The 16104-nt window shown below is 66.0% G+C and carries 11 protein-coding genes and 1 pseudogene; 6 read left to right on the top strand and 6 right to left on the bottom strand.

The features are described from left to right. Positions 1-9 precede the first annotated feature (9 nt). Entirely contained in the window at positions 10-741 is a 732-nt protein-coding gene (locus ACFTE1_RS07655; protein WP_380621877.1) for a hypothetical protein, read from the bottom strand. 459 nt (positions 742-1200) lie between these two features. On the opposite strand from ACFTE1_RS07655, the gene ppdK reads away from it, so the two are divergent. Further along, a complete protein-coding gene (ppdK, locus tag ACFTE1_RS07650) occupies positions 1201-3825 on the top strand; it encodes a pyruvate, phosphate dikinase (protein WP_380621879.1) in 2625 nt (874 codons plus the stop codon). A gap of 107 nt (positions 3826-3932) precedes the next feature. Here ppdK and ACFTE1_RS07645 read toward each other — a convergent pair whose 3' ends face one another. The 3 genes and pseudogenes from ACFTE1_RS07645 to ACFTE1_RS07635 form a co-directional block, all read right to left on the bottom strand. Beyond that, positions 3933-6737, bottom strand: a complete 2805-nt coding sequence (locus ACFTE1_RS07645) for an AfsR/SARP family transcriptional regulator (RefSeq protein ID WP_380621881.1) — start codon at positions 6735-6737, stop codon at positions 3933-3935. Between the two features lie 472 nt (positions 6738-7209). Beyond that, a pseudogene (locus tag ACFTE1_RS07640) lies at positions 7210-7984 on the bottom strand (transposase family protein). 436 nt (positions 7985-8420) lie between these two features. Continuing rightward, a complete protein-coding gene (locus ACFTE1_RS07635; protein WP_380762923.1) occupies positions 8421-9590 on the bottom strand; it encodes an IS4 family transposase in 1170 nt (389 codons plus the stop codon). On the opposite strand from ACFTE1_RS07635, the gene ACFTE1_RS07630 reads away from it, so the two are divergent. From ACFTE1_RS07630 to ACFTE1_RS07620, 3 genes are all read left to right on the top strand, one after another. After that, positions 9589-11376 (top strand): reverse transcriptase/maturase family protein, encoded by a 1788-nt coding sequence (locus tag ACFTE1_RS07630; RefSeq protein WP_380622364.1) that lies wholly within the window; start codon positions 9589-9591, stop codon positions 11374-11376. The genes ACFTE1_RS07635 and ACFTE1_RS07630 overlap by 2 nt on opposite strands. A 79-nt stretch (positions 11377-11455) precedes the next feature. Further along, on the top strand, positions 11456-11992 hold the full coding sequence (locus ACFTE1_RS07625) for a hypothetical protein (protein ID WP_380622366.1): 537 nt from the start codon (positions 11456-11458) through the stop codon (positions 11990-11992). Positions 11993-12031: 39 nt separating this feature from the next. Beyond that, complete coding sequence (locus ACFTE1_RS07620; protein ID WP_380622368.1) at positions 12032-12241, top strand: hypothetical protein; 210 nt, start codon at positions 12032-12034, stop codon at positions 12239-12241. A 302-nt stretch (positions 12242-12543) separates the two neighbouring features. Here ACFTE1_RS07620 and tnpC read toward each other — a convergent pair whose 3' ends face one another. After that, positions 12544-14028 (bottom strand): IS66 family transposase, encoded by a 1485-nt coding sequence (tnpC, locus tag ACFTE1_RS07615; RefSeq protein WP_380762661.1) that lies wholly within the window; start codon positions 14026-14028, stop codon positions 12544-12546. A 148-nt stretch (positions 14029-14176) separates the two neighbouring features. Here tnpC and ACFTE1_RS07610 point away from each other — a divergent pair, with 148 nt between their 5' ends. Together ACFTE1_RS07610 and ACFTE1_RS07605 are read left to right on the top strand one after the other, a co-directional pair. Then, positions 14177-14566, top strand: a complete 390-nt coding sequence (locus ACFTE1_RS07610; protein WP_380623502.1) for a hypothetical protein — start codon at positions 14177-14179, stop codon at positions 14564-14566. Between the two features lie 86 nt (positions 14567-14652). After that, positions 14653-15105 (top strand): GNAT family N-acetyltransferase, encoded by a 453-nt coding sequence (locus tag ACFTE1_RS07605; protein WP_380762920.1) that lies wholly within the window; start codon positions 14653-14655, stop codon positions 15103-15105. 38 nt (positions 15106-15143) lie between these two features. On the opposite strand, the gene ACFTE1_RS07600 is transcribed toward ACFTE1_RS07605, so the two are convergent. Continuing rightward, positions 15144-16049, bottom strand: a complete 906-nt coding sequence (locus ACFTE1_RS07600; protein ID WP_380623504.1) for an EamA family transporter — start codon at positions 16047-16049, stop codon at positions 15144-15146. Positions 16050-16104 lie beyond the last annotated feature (55 nt).

The raw sequence follows: 16104 nt of genomic DNA, 5'->3' as shown, positions 1-16104 counted from the left end.
GGAGGGTCGCTAGGAGGTGTGTCCGTCGAGGACGGTCGCCAGCTCGTTCCAGCCGAAGTCGGTCAGGGCCTGGCCCGGCGCGGCGGGGTCGATGTCGTGCGCGCTCCAGGTCGCCGCGAAGACGTTCCCTCCGACCCGTCCGACGACGGTGGTGGAGGTGAGTCCGGGGCCGTCGCCGTTGCGGTAGTAGAAGGTGGTCTCCTCCGGCTCGCCGCCTTGGAAGACGAGTTCGGTGGCGTCGAGCTCCTCGCTCGAGTAGGCGTCGTCGGGGCCGGGAAGTTTCTGCTCGTAGACGTCCTGGGCCGGGTCGGGCAGGAAGGTCACCGTGAGTTGGTTGAACGCGGCGCGCGCCTCGTCGGAGGCGTAGTCCTTGGAGAGCTCCGGGTAGGTGGCGTTCACCCAGAGGCAGGTCTGCTCGGTGTGCCCTGGCTCGTTGTTGCCTAGTTTCTCCTGGTAGAGCATCATTTCGCCGGAGGACATGTTCGCGAAGCCCGACAGGTCGAACTCCTCGCACACGGCGTCGTCGAAGAAGTCCTGTTCGACCGAGGCGGTCTCGATGTCCGCGAGGCTGAGCACGTCGTCCTTCGGGGCTTCGGAGGCCGCGTCGGAAGGCTTGTCGCCGGCCGGGGCCTCGCCTTCGCCCTTGTCCCCGGCGGCGGTGCAGGCGCCGAGGAGCGCCAGCGAGAGGGCTCCCGCGGCGGCGGCCGCGGTTCGTCCTTTGTGATCTTTTTTGTTCATCATGGAGCCATGGTAGGAGTGGCCCGCAACTGCGAAAACGGTCCTCCCGCATCACAGTGGGTAGTGGTTTTCCCTGGGCGGTAGGGATTCTCAGTCAACGACGGCCGGTCCGCCCTGCGCAGGCCCCTGCCTTCCGGTTTATAAGAGGGATAATCGCACTCGTGATATTAGAGCGATTTTCTGATTCACCCCGAGCCCCCGAATAAAATTCGAATGTGGGAACAGATTTGAACGGAACCCGTGCACATTGTGGGAATTCATCCCATGACTCCGTGCACGAGCTGCGAAGTCTATGCGCATGGACGATCGTACGAATGCATTTGTGAGCACTTATTACCACCCGGTAGTAAAGTGAGACACATACACCTTCCCTTGGCGGTGGGAATTGGCTTAACCTCCCAGAAATACGCATGAACACACGATCCCAGGCGCCCCCGGGGCACCCTGAGACCGGAGGATGACATGACACAGTACGTTTTCGACTTCGCGTCCGGAGACGCAACCCAGACCGACCTTCTGGGAGGGAAGGGAGCCAACCTCGCCGAGATGACCCGGCTGGGGCTACCCGTACCTCCCGGATTCACCATCACGACCGACGCCTGCCGCCACTACCTCGCCGAGGGCGCCGTGCCCGGCGCGCTCGCCGACCAAGTCCGCGACCACACCGCGGCGCTGGAGAAGGCCATGGGCCGCCGCTTCGGAGACACCGCCGACCCCCTGCTGGTCTCCGTCCGATCCGGAGCCAAGGTCTCGATGCCCGGCATGATGGACACCGTCCTCAACGTCGGACTCAACGACGAGACCGTCCGGGGGTTCGCCGCCGTCTACGGCGACGAGTCCTTCGCCGCCGACACCTACCGCCGCCTGCTGGCCATGTTCGGCCAGACGGTGCTGGGCGTCGACGGCTCCCTCTTCTCCCGCGCGCTGGACGAGGCCAAGAAGAAGCAGGGCGTCACGGCGGACAGCGAACTGACCGCCGCCGTACTCTCCGAACTGGTCGAGACCTATAAGGACATCATCCTCGAAGAGACCGGGTCCCCCTTCCCGCAGGACCCGCACGAACAGCTGCGCCAGGCCACGGAGGCGGTCTTCCGCTCCTGGAACGGCGAGCGCGCCCGCGTCTACCGCAAGAGGGAGAACATCCCCGACGACCTGGGCACGGCCGTCAACATCGTCGCCATGGTGTTCGGCAACCGCTCGGCCGACTCCGGCACGGGCGTGGCCTTCACGCGCGACCCCTCCACAGGGGAGCAGGGCGTGTGGGGCGACTACCTCGCCGACGCCCAGGGCGAGGACGTCGTGGCCGGCATCCGCAACACCGAGCCGCTGGCGGCCCTGGAGGGGCACGACGCCGAGTCCTACCGGGAGCTGCTGTCCTACATGGAGCTGCTCGAGAAGCACTACCGGGACGTGTGCGACATCGAGTTCACCATCGAGGAGGGCAAGCTGTGGATGCTGCAGACGCGCATCGGCAAGCGCACTCCCGCCGCCGCGTTCCGGGTCGCCTGCGACCTGGTCGACGAGGGTCTCATCACGATCGACGAGGCGCTCGGCCGCGTCAGCGGTGAGCAGTTGACGCAGTTGATGTTCCCCGCCTTCGACCGCTCGAACGCTCCGGCGCCGCTCGCCAAGGGCGTCGCCGCCGCCCCCGGCGCGGCCGTCGGCAAGGCCGTGTTCGATCCGCACCGCGCCGCCGAGCTCGCCGAGTCCGGGGAGAAGGTCGTGCTCGTGCGCGACGAGACCAACCCCGACGACCTGCCTGGCATGATCGCGGCCGAGGGGGTGCTGACCGCGCGCGGAGGCAAGACCAGCCACGCGGCCGTCGTCGCTCGAGGCCTCGGCAAGACGTGCGTGTGCGGTGCCGACTCGCTGGAGATCGGTCCGGACAGCGCCCGCGCCGCCGACGGCACGGTCGTCAACGAGGGCGACGTCGTCTCCCTCGACGGCGGCACCGGCGAGATCTGGACGGGTTCCATTCCCGTCACCGACTCCCCTGTCGCGCAGTACTTCGAGGGGAAGCTGGGGGCCTCCTCCGATCCGCTCGTCACGGCCGTCGACCGCCTGGTGCGGCATGCCGACGAGTCGGCCCGCATGGAGGTGTGGGCGAACGCCGACACCGGTTCGGACGCGCGGCGGGCCCGCCGGTTCGGGGCCAGGGGCATCGGCCTGTGCCGCACCGAGCACATGTTCCTCGGCGACCGGCGCGAGATGGTCGAGAGGCTGATCCTCGCCGAGCCGAGCGACCGCGAACCGATCCTCGACGAGCTGGGGCGCCTGCAGGAGTCCGACTTCGCCGAGATCTTCGAGGCCATGGACGGCCTGCCCGTCGTGGTGCGGCTGCTGGACCCGCCGCTGCACGAGTTCCTGCCGTCCCTGGTGGACGTGTCGGTCAAGGAGGCCGTCTCCCCCTCGGCGGAGAACGCGGACCTGCTGCGGGCGGTACGCCGCCTGCACGAGCACAACCCCATGCTCGGACTGCGCGGGGTGCGCCTGGGCATCATCCTGGAGGGCCTGTACTCCATGCAGGTGCGCTCGATCGCGCGTGCCGCGGAGGCGCTGCGCGCCAAGGGGCTCGACCCGAAGCCGGAGATCATGGTCCCGCTGGTCTCGGAGGCCAGCGAGCTCGACGTCGCCCGCCGCGCCGCCGAGAAGGTCCTCGAAGGGTTCGACGTGGACGTTCCGATCGGGACGATGGTCGAGACGCCGCGCGCGGCCCTCACCGCCGGCCGGGTCGCCCGCTTCGCGGACTTCTTCTCCTTCGGCACCAACGACCTCACCCAGATGACGTGGGGCTTCTCGCGGGACGACGCCGAGGGGTCGTTCTTCGGCGACTACCTCGACCTGGGGATCTTCGAGTACTCGCCCTTCGCCGTCCTCGACGAGGCGGGCGTGGGGGCCCTGGTGGAGACCGCGGTGAAGACGGGTCGAGAGGCCAATCCCGATCTGCACCTGGGCATCTGCGGCGAGCACGGAGGCGATCCGCAGTCGATCGCGTTCTTCGACAAGGCCGGGCTGGACTACGTGTCCTGCTCCCCCTACCGGGTGCCGGTCGCTCGGCTGGCGCGCGGCCAGTCGGCCGTGAAGTAGCGGACCGAGACTCGCAGGCGTGAGGGGGACCGCCGTACGGCGGTCCCCGCTTACCAGGGAGTTCTCGTGAAGCGGTGCTCCAGGACCGGCCCGGAGCGGGCGCGTCTTCACCCGATCGCTTGAGCCAGGTAGACGGGCGGCGCGGGAGACCGATCCGATCTCACGGCCTCCAGTTCGGAGGCGGCGATGATCCCGGCCTTGTAGAGGACGCGCACGGACTCGTCGAATCTCGCCTTCGCCTCCCGGCTCTGCCCGAGTCCGGCGAGCGCCTCCCCCAGACCCCAGAGGTAGATGGCCTTCAGGTCGGTCTTGATCGCGGCGTCCGGGTCCGTCGGAGAGAGGAGGTCGTCGAAAATGTCCCGGGACTCCTCGACCCGGCCGGCCCGCGCCAGACGGAACGCCAGTGTGCAGCGCCCGTTGCTCACGTAGCTCGGATTGCCGGACTTTCGGGCCGCCGTGATCGACTCCTCCGCTAGGGAGCAAGCCTCGTCGGCGAGTCCCAGCCCCTCGGCGGATTCCGCTCCCCGTACGAGGGCCCAGAACTCGAGGATGGCGTTGTCCAGTTCCCTCGCCTTTGCCACGGCGTCGGCGGCGAGACGGTACGCCTCAGCGTTCTCGTTCATGCACCGCAGCGTGTGGGATTTCCAGTTGAGATAGGCGACTCTCCATTCCACCGGCTCCTTTTCCGCCGCCTCTGCCTGCCCTTCGTCGAGAATGGGCAGGCACGACTCGGGCTTTCCCCGGTACACCATGGACGTGTGTTTGGAGAACCTGATCAGGTGCCTGTGTTCGTCCGAGAGGAGGTGGCGCTTGTCGAAGGCGAAGTCCACCAGTTTGTCGATCCACTGCAGCGAGTTCCCGAATCCGGGGTCGATGCCGACTCCGAGCCTGGCGATGACGGCCCACGAGAACGCCAGCGCGTCCCGGTCTTTCACAGCCTCCGACACCGCCACGATGTTGCCCAACTCCTTGCGGTACCAGTCGGCCGCGTCCTCCTGCTCCTCGAACCGGAGAGTGGTGTTGTTGCGGGGGTAGGCGTCGCTGGTCCTGAGATACTCGGCCTCGGAAGGCACCAACGTGGCGGCCGCCTCCACCACCCCGACCGCATAGAACTCGACAGCCCTGGACAGCGCTTCGTCACGACGCGCCTCGTCCACGGCCTTCGGACCGACGTCTCCGGCGTACTCCCGCACCAGGTCGTGGAAGCGAAAGCGGTCCTCCCCCACCATGTGGACCAGTTGGTAGTCCTCCAGCACTTCGAGCAGGTTCGCGGCGAACGCCGAATCCGCGTCGATGAGGGCGCCGGCGGTGTACGACGTGAACGTGAGGCCGGGGAACAGTCCCAGCCGGTGGAAGAGGCGCACCACGTCAGAGGTGTCTCCGAAGCTCCTGGCGAGGTCTTCGAAACTGGCGCGGATGCTGGCTTTGACGGCGACGTCGTCCAAGGACAGGGCGCCCAGTCTGGCCTGCTCGTCGTCCAGGCGCTTGGCGAAGGCGTCGATGCGGGTCGCGCTCGACAGGCGGCACTTCGACCCCGCGATCGTCAGAGCCAGCGGCAGTCCCCCGCAGGCCCTGATCATCGACTCCACGCCCGCGGAGTGAGCTCTGGCCTTCCGATCCCCCATGTAGGCGGTCATGAGGTCCTTCGCCGTAGGGTGGCCCAGGGGTTCGAGGTGGATGTTGGTGCCCGCCTGTTCGAGTGCGAGCGGCCTTCTGGCCGTGACGATCGCAGAGCTCCGCCCGGCGCCGGGGATCAGCCTGCGCACCTGGGCGGTGTCCCGCGCGTTGTCCAGCACCAGCAGCGCACGCCGGTCGGCGAGCTCGGTCCGAAAGCGCGATTGGAGTCCTCGCAGGCTCTCACCCGCGGCGGTGCCGACGCCGAAGGACTGCAGTACGGTCCGCAGGGCTTCGGCCGGTGTCACGGGCTCCATTCCGGGTGAGTGTCCCTGCAGGTCGATGTAGACCTGACCGTCGGGGAACGCGCCGGCCTCGCAGTGGGCCACGTGCAGGGCCAGTGCGGATTTCCCAATCCCTCCCGGGCCGCTCACCGCGGCCACACGCGGGCGGCCGTCATCCGTCCGGAGGGCCCGGGACACCGTCGCGGCCTCGTCGTCCCGGCCGACGAACACGTGCGGCTCGGCTGGGAGCTCGCGGGGAACCCGGCCGATCGGCTCATTGCGGGGCGCGCGCTCGCGCAACAGGCGGGTATGGAGCTTTCTCGTCTCCTCGTCGGGATCGAGTCCCAGTTCGTCCGCGAGCCTCCGCCGATGTTCTTCGAAGATCGTCAATGCTCGGGGCTGGTCCTCGTCGCCGCGCAATGCCCGCATGTACAGGCGCACGGCCGTACCCGACAGAACGTTCGACTCGTACAGGCCTTGTGCCGCGTCGACGGCCTCCCGGTACCTCCCTTCGCGCAAGAGGCACTCCGCGATCTCGCCGCGTAGGGCTTCTCTCAGGTTGAGGAGCCGGACTGACTCGGAGGTGAACGGTTCGACTCCCAGGCCGCCCATCGGCTCGTCCGGGATCATCGCAGCACACTGTTCCAGCAGTGGCAGCGCTTCTCCGTGACGTTGCCGGCTCATCAGGGACCGCGCCCGGTTCACGTCGGAGTCCAGCTGCCCCACATCCGTGGTGGCATCTGTGAGGACGCAGATGCGGTTCCTGGTGCTCAATCCGTTGAATCCAGCGGACTGGAGGATCGATCGCAATGCCGACAGCTGGTTCGATATCTGGCGGTGGGCTGTAGGCGGCGCTTTCTCGGGCCACAGCATCGACTGGATGCGGTCGTGGGGCACCGACCGTCCCGACTCGAGCGCCAGCAGGGCGAGGATCTTGGGAGCCTGTGCGCCGGGCAATGCGATCGTCCTGTCTCCGATGGAGACGGCGAACCGATCGATCATGTGGACGTGCATCGTCTCATTCTAGGATTCCTCGCTTTTCCCGGGTCACCGCGTCGACGGGGGGACGATTCATCGCGGGCGCACGGTGATCGCATGAGCGCTCCCGGCCACAACGAACCCTCGATCAGAACGACGGACGGACATCTGGCACTTCAGCTGCCGTTCGCGCATGGTGACTCCTTCCCATGGGTAAATCCGCGGGGAGCAGTCACGACAGTGTGCCAGGACAAGGAGAGGCCGGACCACTGCGGACCCTCGTCGTCCTCGAACTTGGACGCGAACGGAACAGGCCAACCCGTCAGCCGGCCTCTGCCTTGCGCAGCGCGGCCCAGTACTCGGAAGCCCATTCCGCCGACCGCTGTTCCGAGGGAAGGCCTTCGAGTCCAGCGCGAATTCTATCGGCCGCATCCTCCTTCTCACCCAGCCCGAGCAGAGCAAGGCCGATGTTCACATTGCAGAAAACGGACGTGAGCCAGAGGCCCTTTCATCCTGAAGACCGTTCGATCCGGTTGAGTTCAGCAACGGCGTGGACCAGGTCGGTGGCGTAGTCCGGGTTTCCTCGCAGTCGCCGAAGAATGGCCCATCGTTTGAGCTCGGCGAATGCCCGCTCTCCCAGGGCTCTCCATGACGAATGTTCCCGGTTGTACGCTCGCTTCCACGCTGGTAGGTCCCGGCCTTTGTACGGGGTTCCCACCCGTTCAGGTGCGAGGCCCTGATAGCCCTTGTCGGCCAATCCGAAGAGGCCGGTCCTGCGCAGTGCTGGGACGATGCCCCATCGTCGGGCGGCGGTGATGTCGTGGGTACTGGCGCCGAGGGCGTCGGAGATCCAGAGGAGGTTGCCCTCCAAGTCCATGACGGCCTGCGCGTTCATGCCGAAGTGCTTGTGCTTGCCTGACCAATATCCCCGTCTGGTCAGGATGCGCCAGGTGGGGATGACTGTGCCGTCGATGATGACCGACCGGACGCCGGCTCTTGCCGCTCGGCGTAGTGCTTGCCGGAGGTCGGGGGCGTGCTCGGCCAGGGGGGGTGACGGTCTCTCGGACGCGGCGCCAGGCGGTGGCGCGGGAGACAGTCCAGGAAGCAGCGAGGTTGTCGAATGTTTCGCCTTTGTGCAGGTAGACGAGGGTCATCAGGGCTTGCTGGCCAGGTTCGAGGAGCCGCCAGCGGGTTCCATTCTGGCGGTGGTGAGAGCGGATGATCCGAGCGACGTGGGAGAGGGTGCGGTTGGACAAGGGCAGGACAGCCTGGTAGAAAAGCATGTGAAGCCTCTGGCGTTCGGTTGGATTAAGCAACTACCGTTCTACCAGGGGCTTCACTGCTGTCTCCAGAGCGGACAGACAAGGTTTCATGGCGTGGGAACCTAATGTGGTTGCAGCGCAAGGCGGTCCAAGCAGGATGAAAGGCCCTCCCAGTATGCGGTTGAAGGAGGCTCCAGGCCCTCACTGGAATCACGCGAATACTCCGCTTCGGTCATAAGACCGGCAGCGGTAGTCAGATCGTTCTTCATGGCGTGACCATGGGCCAACGCCACGTCTTTAGTTCATGTTTGCAGGTAGGGCGGTAGTATTGCTGAGGTGGATGTCGTGATCGGCGCGGGTGGTGGCGGGTTCGTCGGTTCGGCGGGCGCGGAAGCGGTGGTTGGCTCGGCGGCGCGCTCGGGGCGCCTGGCGCCCTGGCCGGGACTTGACCAGAAACCTAGTTAGTTCCACTACGGCCCTGTCGATGACGGATTTCCACTGTCGAGGGGGAAAAAGCCTCGGCGACCGAGGTGATGGTGGAACGGAAGAACCGCAGGGTGTCGGAGAACGAGATCCGATCCGGGCTTTCGCCAGCCGTGTCGCCGACCTGCACGACGAGGTCCCCGATCGCCTGGTAAACGCACAACAGCGCCCACGCCTCGCCGCGGGCCAGTTCCGGCGACCTCGACCGGAGCACGGCGTCGGTCCCGCCTCGCATATCGGTCTTGACCGCGTCGAAAATTTCCTCGGACACCCACCGGGACCGGTAGAGGTCGGGGAAGTCCTCCGCCGGGTAGGCCTCCACGTCGAGCAGGTCGGTGATCAGGCGAACGGTCTCTCCTTCGGTAACCTCACCGGTGGCGTGGTCGGTGGTGGTCACCGAGTACTCGATCACCCGCACCGTGATCGCCTCACGCCCGGCCTTGTGCAGTTCGGCAAGGTACGTCCCGTCAGGCAGGACCTTCGCCTGCGTCAGCGGGAACTGCGAGCCGGCCCTCATGACCACGTGTGCCCCGGTCGCTCTGAGACGTCCGAACAGGTCGTAGCCACAAAATCCCCGGTCGAACACGTAGACATGACCTTCTTGGAACACCAATTGCGCAGCCAGATCGACCGTCAACGTCTTCTCCCCGGTCGCGTAGGCCCCGATTGCCGCTCCGGTCAGCAGGCGGGAGGCGATCTCGCAGGCGGCGACAATCTGCATTTGCGGAAACGCCGCCTCGGGGTGGGAACCGAAGGCTTCGCGATTGGCCTCGGTATCGGGGACGTCGACGCACATGCCGTCGACCCCCACAGCCGTCAGGCCGTGCCACCGTTCGTCCTCGAACGTGTCTCGGGCCGCGATCGTCTGCGCGAACAGGGACTCGTAGACTTCGTAGCCCAGGCGTTTGCGGGCCTTGGTGATCGAGGAGGAGTTCACCACCGCCGGGCTCTCGGCTCCAGTGTCGAGAGCCGCCCAGGTCAGGGCGTCGGTCATGTTCCGCAGGACTTTCACCGCTCCCTGGCCGGGCCACAGCCACAATCCCAGACCCAGGTAGGTCGTCAACGCCGCCGGGAGGGTCCGGTCGCGTTCCTCGCGCACTCCGCACTCGTCCACCGCCTCCTCAACCATGGCCTGCGGAAACATGTTCACAAGCCCGCCGATGGAAATCCGATCAGTAACAGCCACAACCCATCTTAACGAACCGGCCGTCCTTAAAGACGCGGCGTTGCTGTATCGACAGCTGTTCAACGAACAGCTGTACTTGGTCGCTTACGGACGCATCTACGCCAATGACGGCGCGATGACGCCCGGAGCCGACGGGGAGACCCCTGACGGGATGAGCCTGGAACGCATCCGCGAGATCATCGACGATCTGCGGGCCGAGCGCTACCGGTTCACTCCAGCACGGAGGGTCTATATTCCCAAGAAAAACGGAGCGAAGAGGCCCTTGGGCCTGCCCGCCTGGTCGGACAAGCTGGTCGGAGAGGTCATCCGCCTACTATTGGAGGCCTACTACGAACCGCAGTTCTCCGACCGATCGCACGGGTTTCGCCCCGGCAGGGGCTGCCATACGGCGTTGAACGAGATCGCCTCAACATGGACCGGGACCACCTGGCTCATCGAAGGCGACATCGCTGACTGCTTTGGCAGTCTCGACCACGAGGTCATACTCAATATTCTGGCTGAGTGGATCCATGACGAAAGGTTCCTGGGCTTGATCGCCCGCATGCTGAGAGCCGGGTATTTGGAAGATTGGATCTGGCACGCCACTCGTTCGGGCGCGCCGCAGGGAGGCGTCGTCTCTCCGATCCTGTCCAACATCTATCTCGACCGGTTCGACAAGTTCGTTGAGGAGGAGCTGATTCCGGCCTGGACCAAGGGCCGCATCCGTCGGAACAACCGGGAGTACAAGAACGTCACCGCTAACATCGGCTACTGGAGTCGCAAGGGCGACCCTGAACGGGTCGCGCCCTTGCGCCGACGCCAGAGGTCGATCCCTGCCAGTGACCCTCGTGATCCCGGATACCGCCGGCTGCGCTACACCCGCTACGCCGACGACCACCTTCTGGGATTCGTCGGAACCAGAGCCGAAGCCGAACAGATCAAGGAAGAGATCGCAAAGTTCCTGCACGAGACACTCAAGTTGGAACTCTCGATCGAGAAGACCTTGATCACCCACGCCCGCACCAAACGGGCACGGTTTCTCGGCTACGACATCGGGACCCTGCACAACGACACGAAACTGACACGAGGACACCGTAAAGTCAACGGGTCAGTCGCGCTAGAAGTGCCGCCCGAGGTCGTCAACTCCAAATGCCACCTCTACCAACACGACGATGGCAGAGCGGCCATCCGAGGCGACTTGAAGAACCTCAGCGACTATTCCATCATCGCCGTCTACGGCGCGGAATATCGCGGCTACGTCCAGTACTACCAGATGGCGGGGAACCTCAACTGGTTGAACAAACTCCGCTTCGCCATGGAACGATCGATGCTCTCGACGCTCGCGGCGAAACACAGGAGACCGCCATGGCGATTGAGGGATCGGTTCAAAAGCACGATTGAGACCCCATATGGGACTCGACGCTGCTTCGAAGCCTCCCACACCACGCCGAGCGGCAGTGTCGCCACTGCACGATTCGGCGGTATCCCACTGGTCCGCCAGCGACACACAACGATCATCGACGGACGATGGCCCGCACGGCAGAAACGCCTGCTGGTCAAGCGCCTCAAAACCGGAATATGCGAACTTTGCGGCTCGGACCGGACGATCACCGTCCATCACGTCCGCCGCATGAGCGATCTCGAACGATACAGCACGACGAATCCACCGAAATGGGTTGCGGACATGCGGCAGTACCGGCGGAAAACCATCATCGTCTGCGCCCACTGCCACGCCGCGATCCACGGAGGCTCGTCGGACTCGTGAGATCAGCTGGAGAGCCGGGTGCCGGGAAACTGGCATGCCCGGTTCGGGGAGGAGCCGCGCGGAAACGAATCACCGCCAGGTGACACCGCGCTGCGCGGCTTACTCCACGGAGCTCCAATACCAGGAGCTTGAGGCGCTGCCCTGGAACACGATTCCCATCGGCCACACCGCCTCAGGCAAAGAGCACGGCCGCAAGGAGTCCCGGTCAGTCAAGATCACCTGCGTCGACGAATCGGTCGAGGCCCTGCGACTGCCCGGAGCGAGTATCGCCATCCGCCTGCACCGTCGCCGCAAACCCAGAGGGAAGAAGGAGACCCGAGAGACCGTCTACGCCGTCTCCAACCTCCCACCTCGCGAGGCCACAGCCGAAAACTTCAACCACTACCTGCGAGGACAGTGGAGCATAGAGAACAGATCGCACCATATCCGCGACCGCGTGCTAGGCGAGGACGCCTCCACCATTTCCATCGGCACCACCCCTCGAGTCATGGCCGGTATCCGCAACCTCGCCATCGGAGCGCTCCGTCTGAGCGGAGCGACCAACATCGCCGCCACCATGCGCTACAACGCTAAAGACCCGCTCCGAGCTCTACCGGCCCTGGGCATCACCACGTAACCGACTCTCGCACACGCCCTGCTCCATTGGGTCAGAGATGTGACCTTCGGCGAGGACGCCTCGCAGGTTCGGATCGGCCACGCACCAGAGAACATGGCCGCTTTGCGTAACTTCGCCATCTATTTGCTGAGCTTGCTGGGCTATGACACGATTCCTGCCGCGATAGAACACGTCGGCGCGAAGCCTCATGTCACCCCGATCAACCTGCTAGGACTCGGAAGACTCAAACAGATCGTCCATCCTATATAGAACGGAAAGGCCGTGGTCAGGGATCCGTCGGGGTTGACGGTGACCTGCTGCGTGCCGTTGTCCATGAGGACCTCCTCGGTGCCGGGGTGCCGCGCTGCGGTCGTCCGTACAGCATACCGTGGAAGCGTGCGCCGCCAGAGCGGGAGGCGGCCCGGCCGAACGGCCGGGCCGCTATTCCACTTGCGCCCCAACACGCGCCGATGTATCGTTCAAGGGCCGACGAGCCGTGGAGCCCGTCGGCGCAGAGACTACCGAAAGGAGGCACTGACATGTACATCGCAGGAGTCTGGTCAGGGGTTCGGTTAAAGCGCTGGTTGCCAGATGTGGGGCGTGAATACCGAGGAAAGGGCCTGGGTGGCGGTTTTGCCGTGTTTCTGGGCGGTGTGGACATAGGAGCGCAGCACGGCGAACCGGTCGGCTCCGTCCCAGGATCGGAAGCCTCCGGACACCTTCATCTTGACCTTCGCCATCCGCACTTGCCGTTCGGCGGCGTTGTTCGAGAACTCCGCACGTTCGTCGGTGACGAACCGCAGGTAGTCCTCCCGTCGGTCCCTCAGGCGTGTGGCGAGGTTGTTCGCCTTCTTCTCCAATGGACTGCCCCGGTTGGCCGTCTCGGCCACGCCCTGATCGACGGCCTTCTCCCACGCCGCCAGATGCGTAGCGAGGTACCAGGGCCCGGTCATGGGCTCACCGGGCTCGGCCTCGACGCAGCGCTTGATCCGCTTCAAACTGGCCGAGACTCGGCAGGACCAGCAGTCGTCTCCGACATCGGCATCGCGGTGGACCGCATCGCACACGGCCTGCAACTCTCGCAGCGCGTGAGCATTACACAGCTGGTGGGCAACGATATTCGCGTAGGCATCGTACGGCGCCCAGCAGTCATGATGCATAACCCCGGTGAAGTGCGGGAGGATGTCCATCGCCGCGATGGCGTCCTTGCCTCGTTTGGGATGGGCGAGGAACACAGCCGCGGTCTCGTTCGAGGCCGAGTGCAGCCAGGCGAGTGTTCCTGCCACGCGGATACCGGTCTCGTCGACGAACAAGACCTCGCCCTCAGCCAGGTAGGCGCGAACACGCTCGATGAACTCCGACAAGCTGATCTTCTCCGCCGCGCGGGAGGCCATAGCCTCGACCGTCGCCGTCGACATGCGAGTACCAGTCACGGCCTCGATGGTCTCGGCCACCCGTTCTTTGGCGACAAACTGCACCTCATAGAGGTAGGCGGCCAGCGCTGAGACCTTTGGGCCGTATTGGACCGGCGCGACCACACCTTCCGGGGCCTGTGCCTTCTCTCGGTTCCCGCACTCGCACCGCAGCGAGTGAAGACGATGCTCGATGACCTCGGTACGCGGGTCGGGAATGTCGAACATCTGCCGGGACTCAAACCCCAAGGAATCGATATCGGACAGGTCAGCCTCGCACACACCGCAGGCGGCGGGGAAATGATCGACCACCCGGTCAGGGACAGCCACCCGCTGGAGGGTCCTCCCCTCATGGCCGGCCTGCCCGCCGGGCTTACGGTTCGACTTACGCCGCAGCGAACGCTTCTTCGCCGGCTTCTTGAACTGGTCAATTGATGAGGGCTTGGATGAATTCGAGGAATCCTTCCGAAGACGGGCCTCCAACTCCGCAACCCGCGCCTCCGCCTTCGCCGCCCGAGCCTCAGCTTTCACCGCGCGGGCCTCGGCCCGCTCTGCCCGCTCCTCAGCGGCATCAAGGCGACACCTCAGGTCGACAACGAGCGCAGCCAGCTCCTCATAGGAAGGCGCGTTCTCGTTGTGACTCACCGAAACAGGCTAACAGTCGCTCTCTGGTTAGATCCGAAGACCTGACCAGTCTCCATCGCAGTTCAGGCGCTTCCCCAGAGGATCTACTCCCTCTGACCCCGGAAGCGCCGCTCCGGCCGCGACACCGCGGCCGACCAGTGGAGGCTTCATGAAATTCACCCACCTCACCGAGGAACACCTTCCGCAGGCCCTGGCCTGCACCGTCACCGAACCGATCCGATGGGTCGACCCCGACCGGTACCGCGCCGATTTCGACGCCGGAAACTACCGATTGGAGCACACGTGGATCGCCGCGGACGACGACGGCATCCACGCGCGCGCCGTCTGGTGGACCATGCCGGACGGGGAGCACCCGCTCGCCCTCGATTGCCTGTGGGTCGGCGATGACGTCGAGGACCGGACCGGCCTCGCCGCCGGACTTCTCAATGCCGCGCACGCGGAGTTCCGCGCCCGGGGCTGCCGTCAGATACCCGAGTACCAGTTCTCCCTCGACCCCGACTGGCGCGAGCGCGCCGACGTGGTCGCCGCCGTCGAGTAGCGCCGCGAGGCCCTGGCCCGAGCGGGCCTGACCGAGCAGACCGAGCGGTACGGGTTCCGGCGCGACGCCGATGCGGCGCTTCCTGAATCGTCGCGCCGCCTGGTCTTCGAACCGGCGGACGACGCGCTCTTCCTGGACGTCTGCCGCCAGATCGCGCAGGACACGCTGTACGTCAACCTGCAGCGCGAGATCGCGCAGTTCGGGCTGGAGGAAGCGGTCCGGAACGACTTCGAGATGAACAAGTCGATGCCCGGCGAGCGCTCATGGTGGCGCGCTCGGCGGGGAACGTCGTCGGCATGGTCATGCCCTCGGCCAACCCGGGCGGCAATGTCATCGCCTATGCGGGAGTGGTTCCCGAGCATCGCGGCAACGGCTACGTGAACGACCTGCTGGCCGAGGGGCTGCGGATCTTGGCGGCGGAGCGCCCGGGACGGGTGACGGCGTCGACCGACTTCGGCAACACTCCCATGGCCGGCGCCCTGCTCCGCGCTGGCTTCGACCACCGGTTCACCGTTCTCGAAGTGGCCGTTCCGGTGTGATGCTTCCGGCCGGGGCTCTGCCCCGGCCGGAACCGCTTTCACGCCTTTCCCGTCCGCACCGCTCCCGCGCTGGCGGCGATGACGAGGACGATGGCGAGGCACTGCGTCCACGACAGCGTCTGCCCCAGCACGAGGAATCCCGCGAGCGCGCCGATCGCCGGGGCCAGGCTCATCAGCACCGAGAACGTCGACTTCGGCAGACGCCTCAAGGCCAGCAGCTCCAACGCGTACGGGACTCCCGACGACAGGACCGCCACGGCCGCGCCGAACCCGAGCACGACCGGATCGAGCAGGGCCGACCCCGCCGACCCGATGCCCAGCGGCAGGCTCACCAGGCTCGCCACCACCATGGCCAGGGCGAGCCCGTCGAGCTTGGGGAAGCGGGCGCCGGTCCGGGAGCTGAACACGATATAGCAGGCCCACATGGCCGCCGCGGCGAGAGCGAAACCGGCGCCGACCAGGTCGAGGTCGCCGATCCCGCCCTGCCCGAGCAGGAAGACGCCTCCCAGGGCCAGCCCGGCCCACACGAGGCTCAGCCCGCGGCGGGAGACGATCACCGACAGGGCGAGGGGGCCGAGCACCTCCAGCGTCACGGCCAGGCCGATGGGAATGCGTTCGATGGCCAGGTAGAAGAAGATGTTCATCCCGCCCAGCGCCAGCCCGAACAGGGCGGCGGTGCCGAGGTCGGCGCGGCTGTAGTCGCGCAGCCGGGGGCGGGCGACGAGGATCAGGAGGACGGCGGCGATGGAGATGCGCAGCATCACCACGCCGAGCGCCCCGGCGATGGGGAACGCGAGCGCGGCGACGGCCGAGCCGAACTGGACCGAGAAGGCGCCGCCGAGGACGAGGGCGATGCCGCCCAGGCGGCCGTCGAACCGGCCTTGCGGGGAGGAGGCGGGGGAAGAGGCGTCCGCCGGAAGGCGAGCGGTGGTCGTGTGTGTCATGACGTCCACGATAAGAAGCCTTCGAAAGAATGGGAAATGCGTATCTCACGGTGGT

It is taken from the genome of Salininema proteolyticum (assembly GCF_042685645.1).
Classification (GTDB): domain Bacteria; phylum Actinomycetota; class Actinomycetes; order Mycobacteriales; family Micromonosporaceae; genus Salininema; species Salininema proteolyticum.
Note: the sequence above shows the minus strand (reverse complement) of the source record. Positions and strands in the feature narration are given on the sequence as shown.

What these genes read in the sequence shown, in the direction of transcription:
- ACFTE1_RS07655 (WP_380621877.1), bottom strand. Translation starts at nt 741, where the DNA reads ATGATGAACAAAAAAGATCACAAAGGACGAACCGCGGCCGCCGCCGCG.
- ppdK (WP_380621879.1), top strand. Translation starts at nt 1,201, where the DNA reads ATGACACAGTACGTTTTCGACTTCGCGTCCGGAGACGCAACCCAGACC.
- ACFTE1_RS07645 (WP_380621881.1), bottom strand. Translation starts at nt 6,737, where the DNA reads ATGCACGTCCACATGATCGATCGGTTCGCCGTCTCCATCGGAGACAGG.
- ACFTE1_RS07630 (WP_380622364.1), top strand. Translation starts at nt 9,589, where the DNA reads ATGTTCACAAGCCCGCCGATGGAAATCCGATCAGTAACAGCCACAACC.
- ACFTE1_RS07635 (WP_380762923.1), bottom strand. Translation starts at nt 9,590, where the DNA reads ATGTTTCCGCAGGCCATGGTTGAGGAGGCGGTGGACGAGTGCGGAGTG.
- ACFTE1_RS07610 (WP_380623502.1), top strand. Translation starts at nt 14,177, where the DNA reads ATGAAATTCACCCACCTCACCGAGGAACACCTTCCGCAGGCCCTGGCC.
- ACFTE1_RS07600 (WP_380623504.1), bottom strand. Translation starts at nt 16,049, where the DNA reads ATGACACACACGACCACCGCTCGCCTTCCGGCGGACGCCTCTTCCCCC.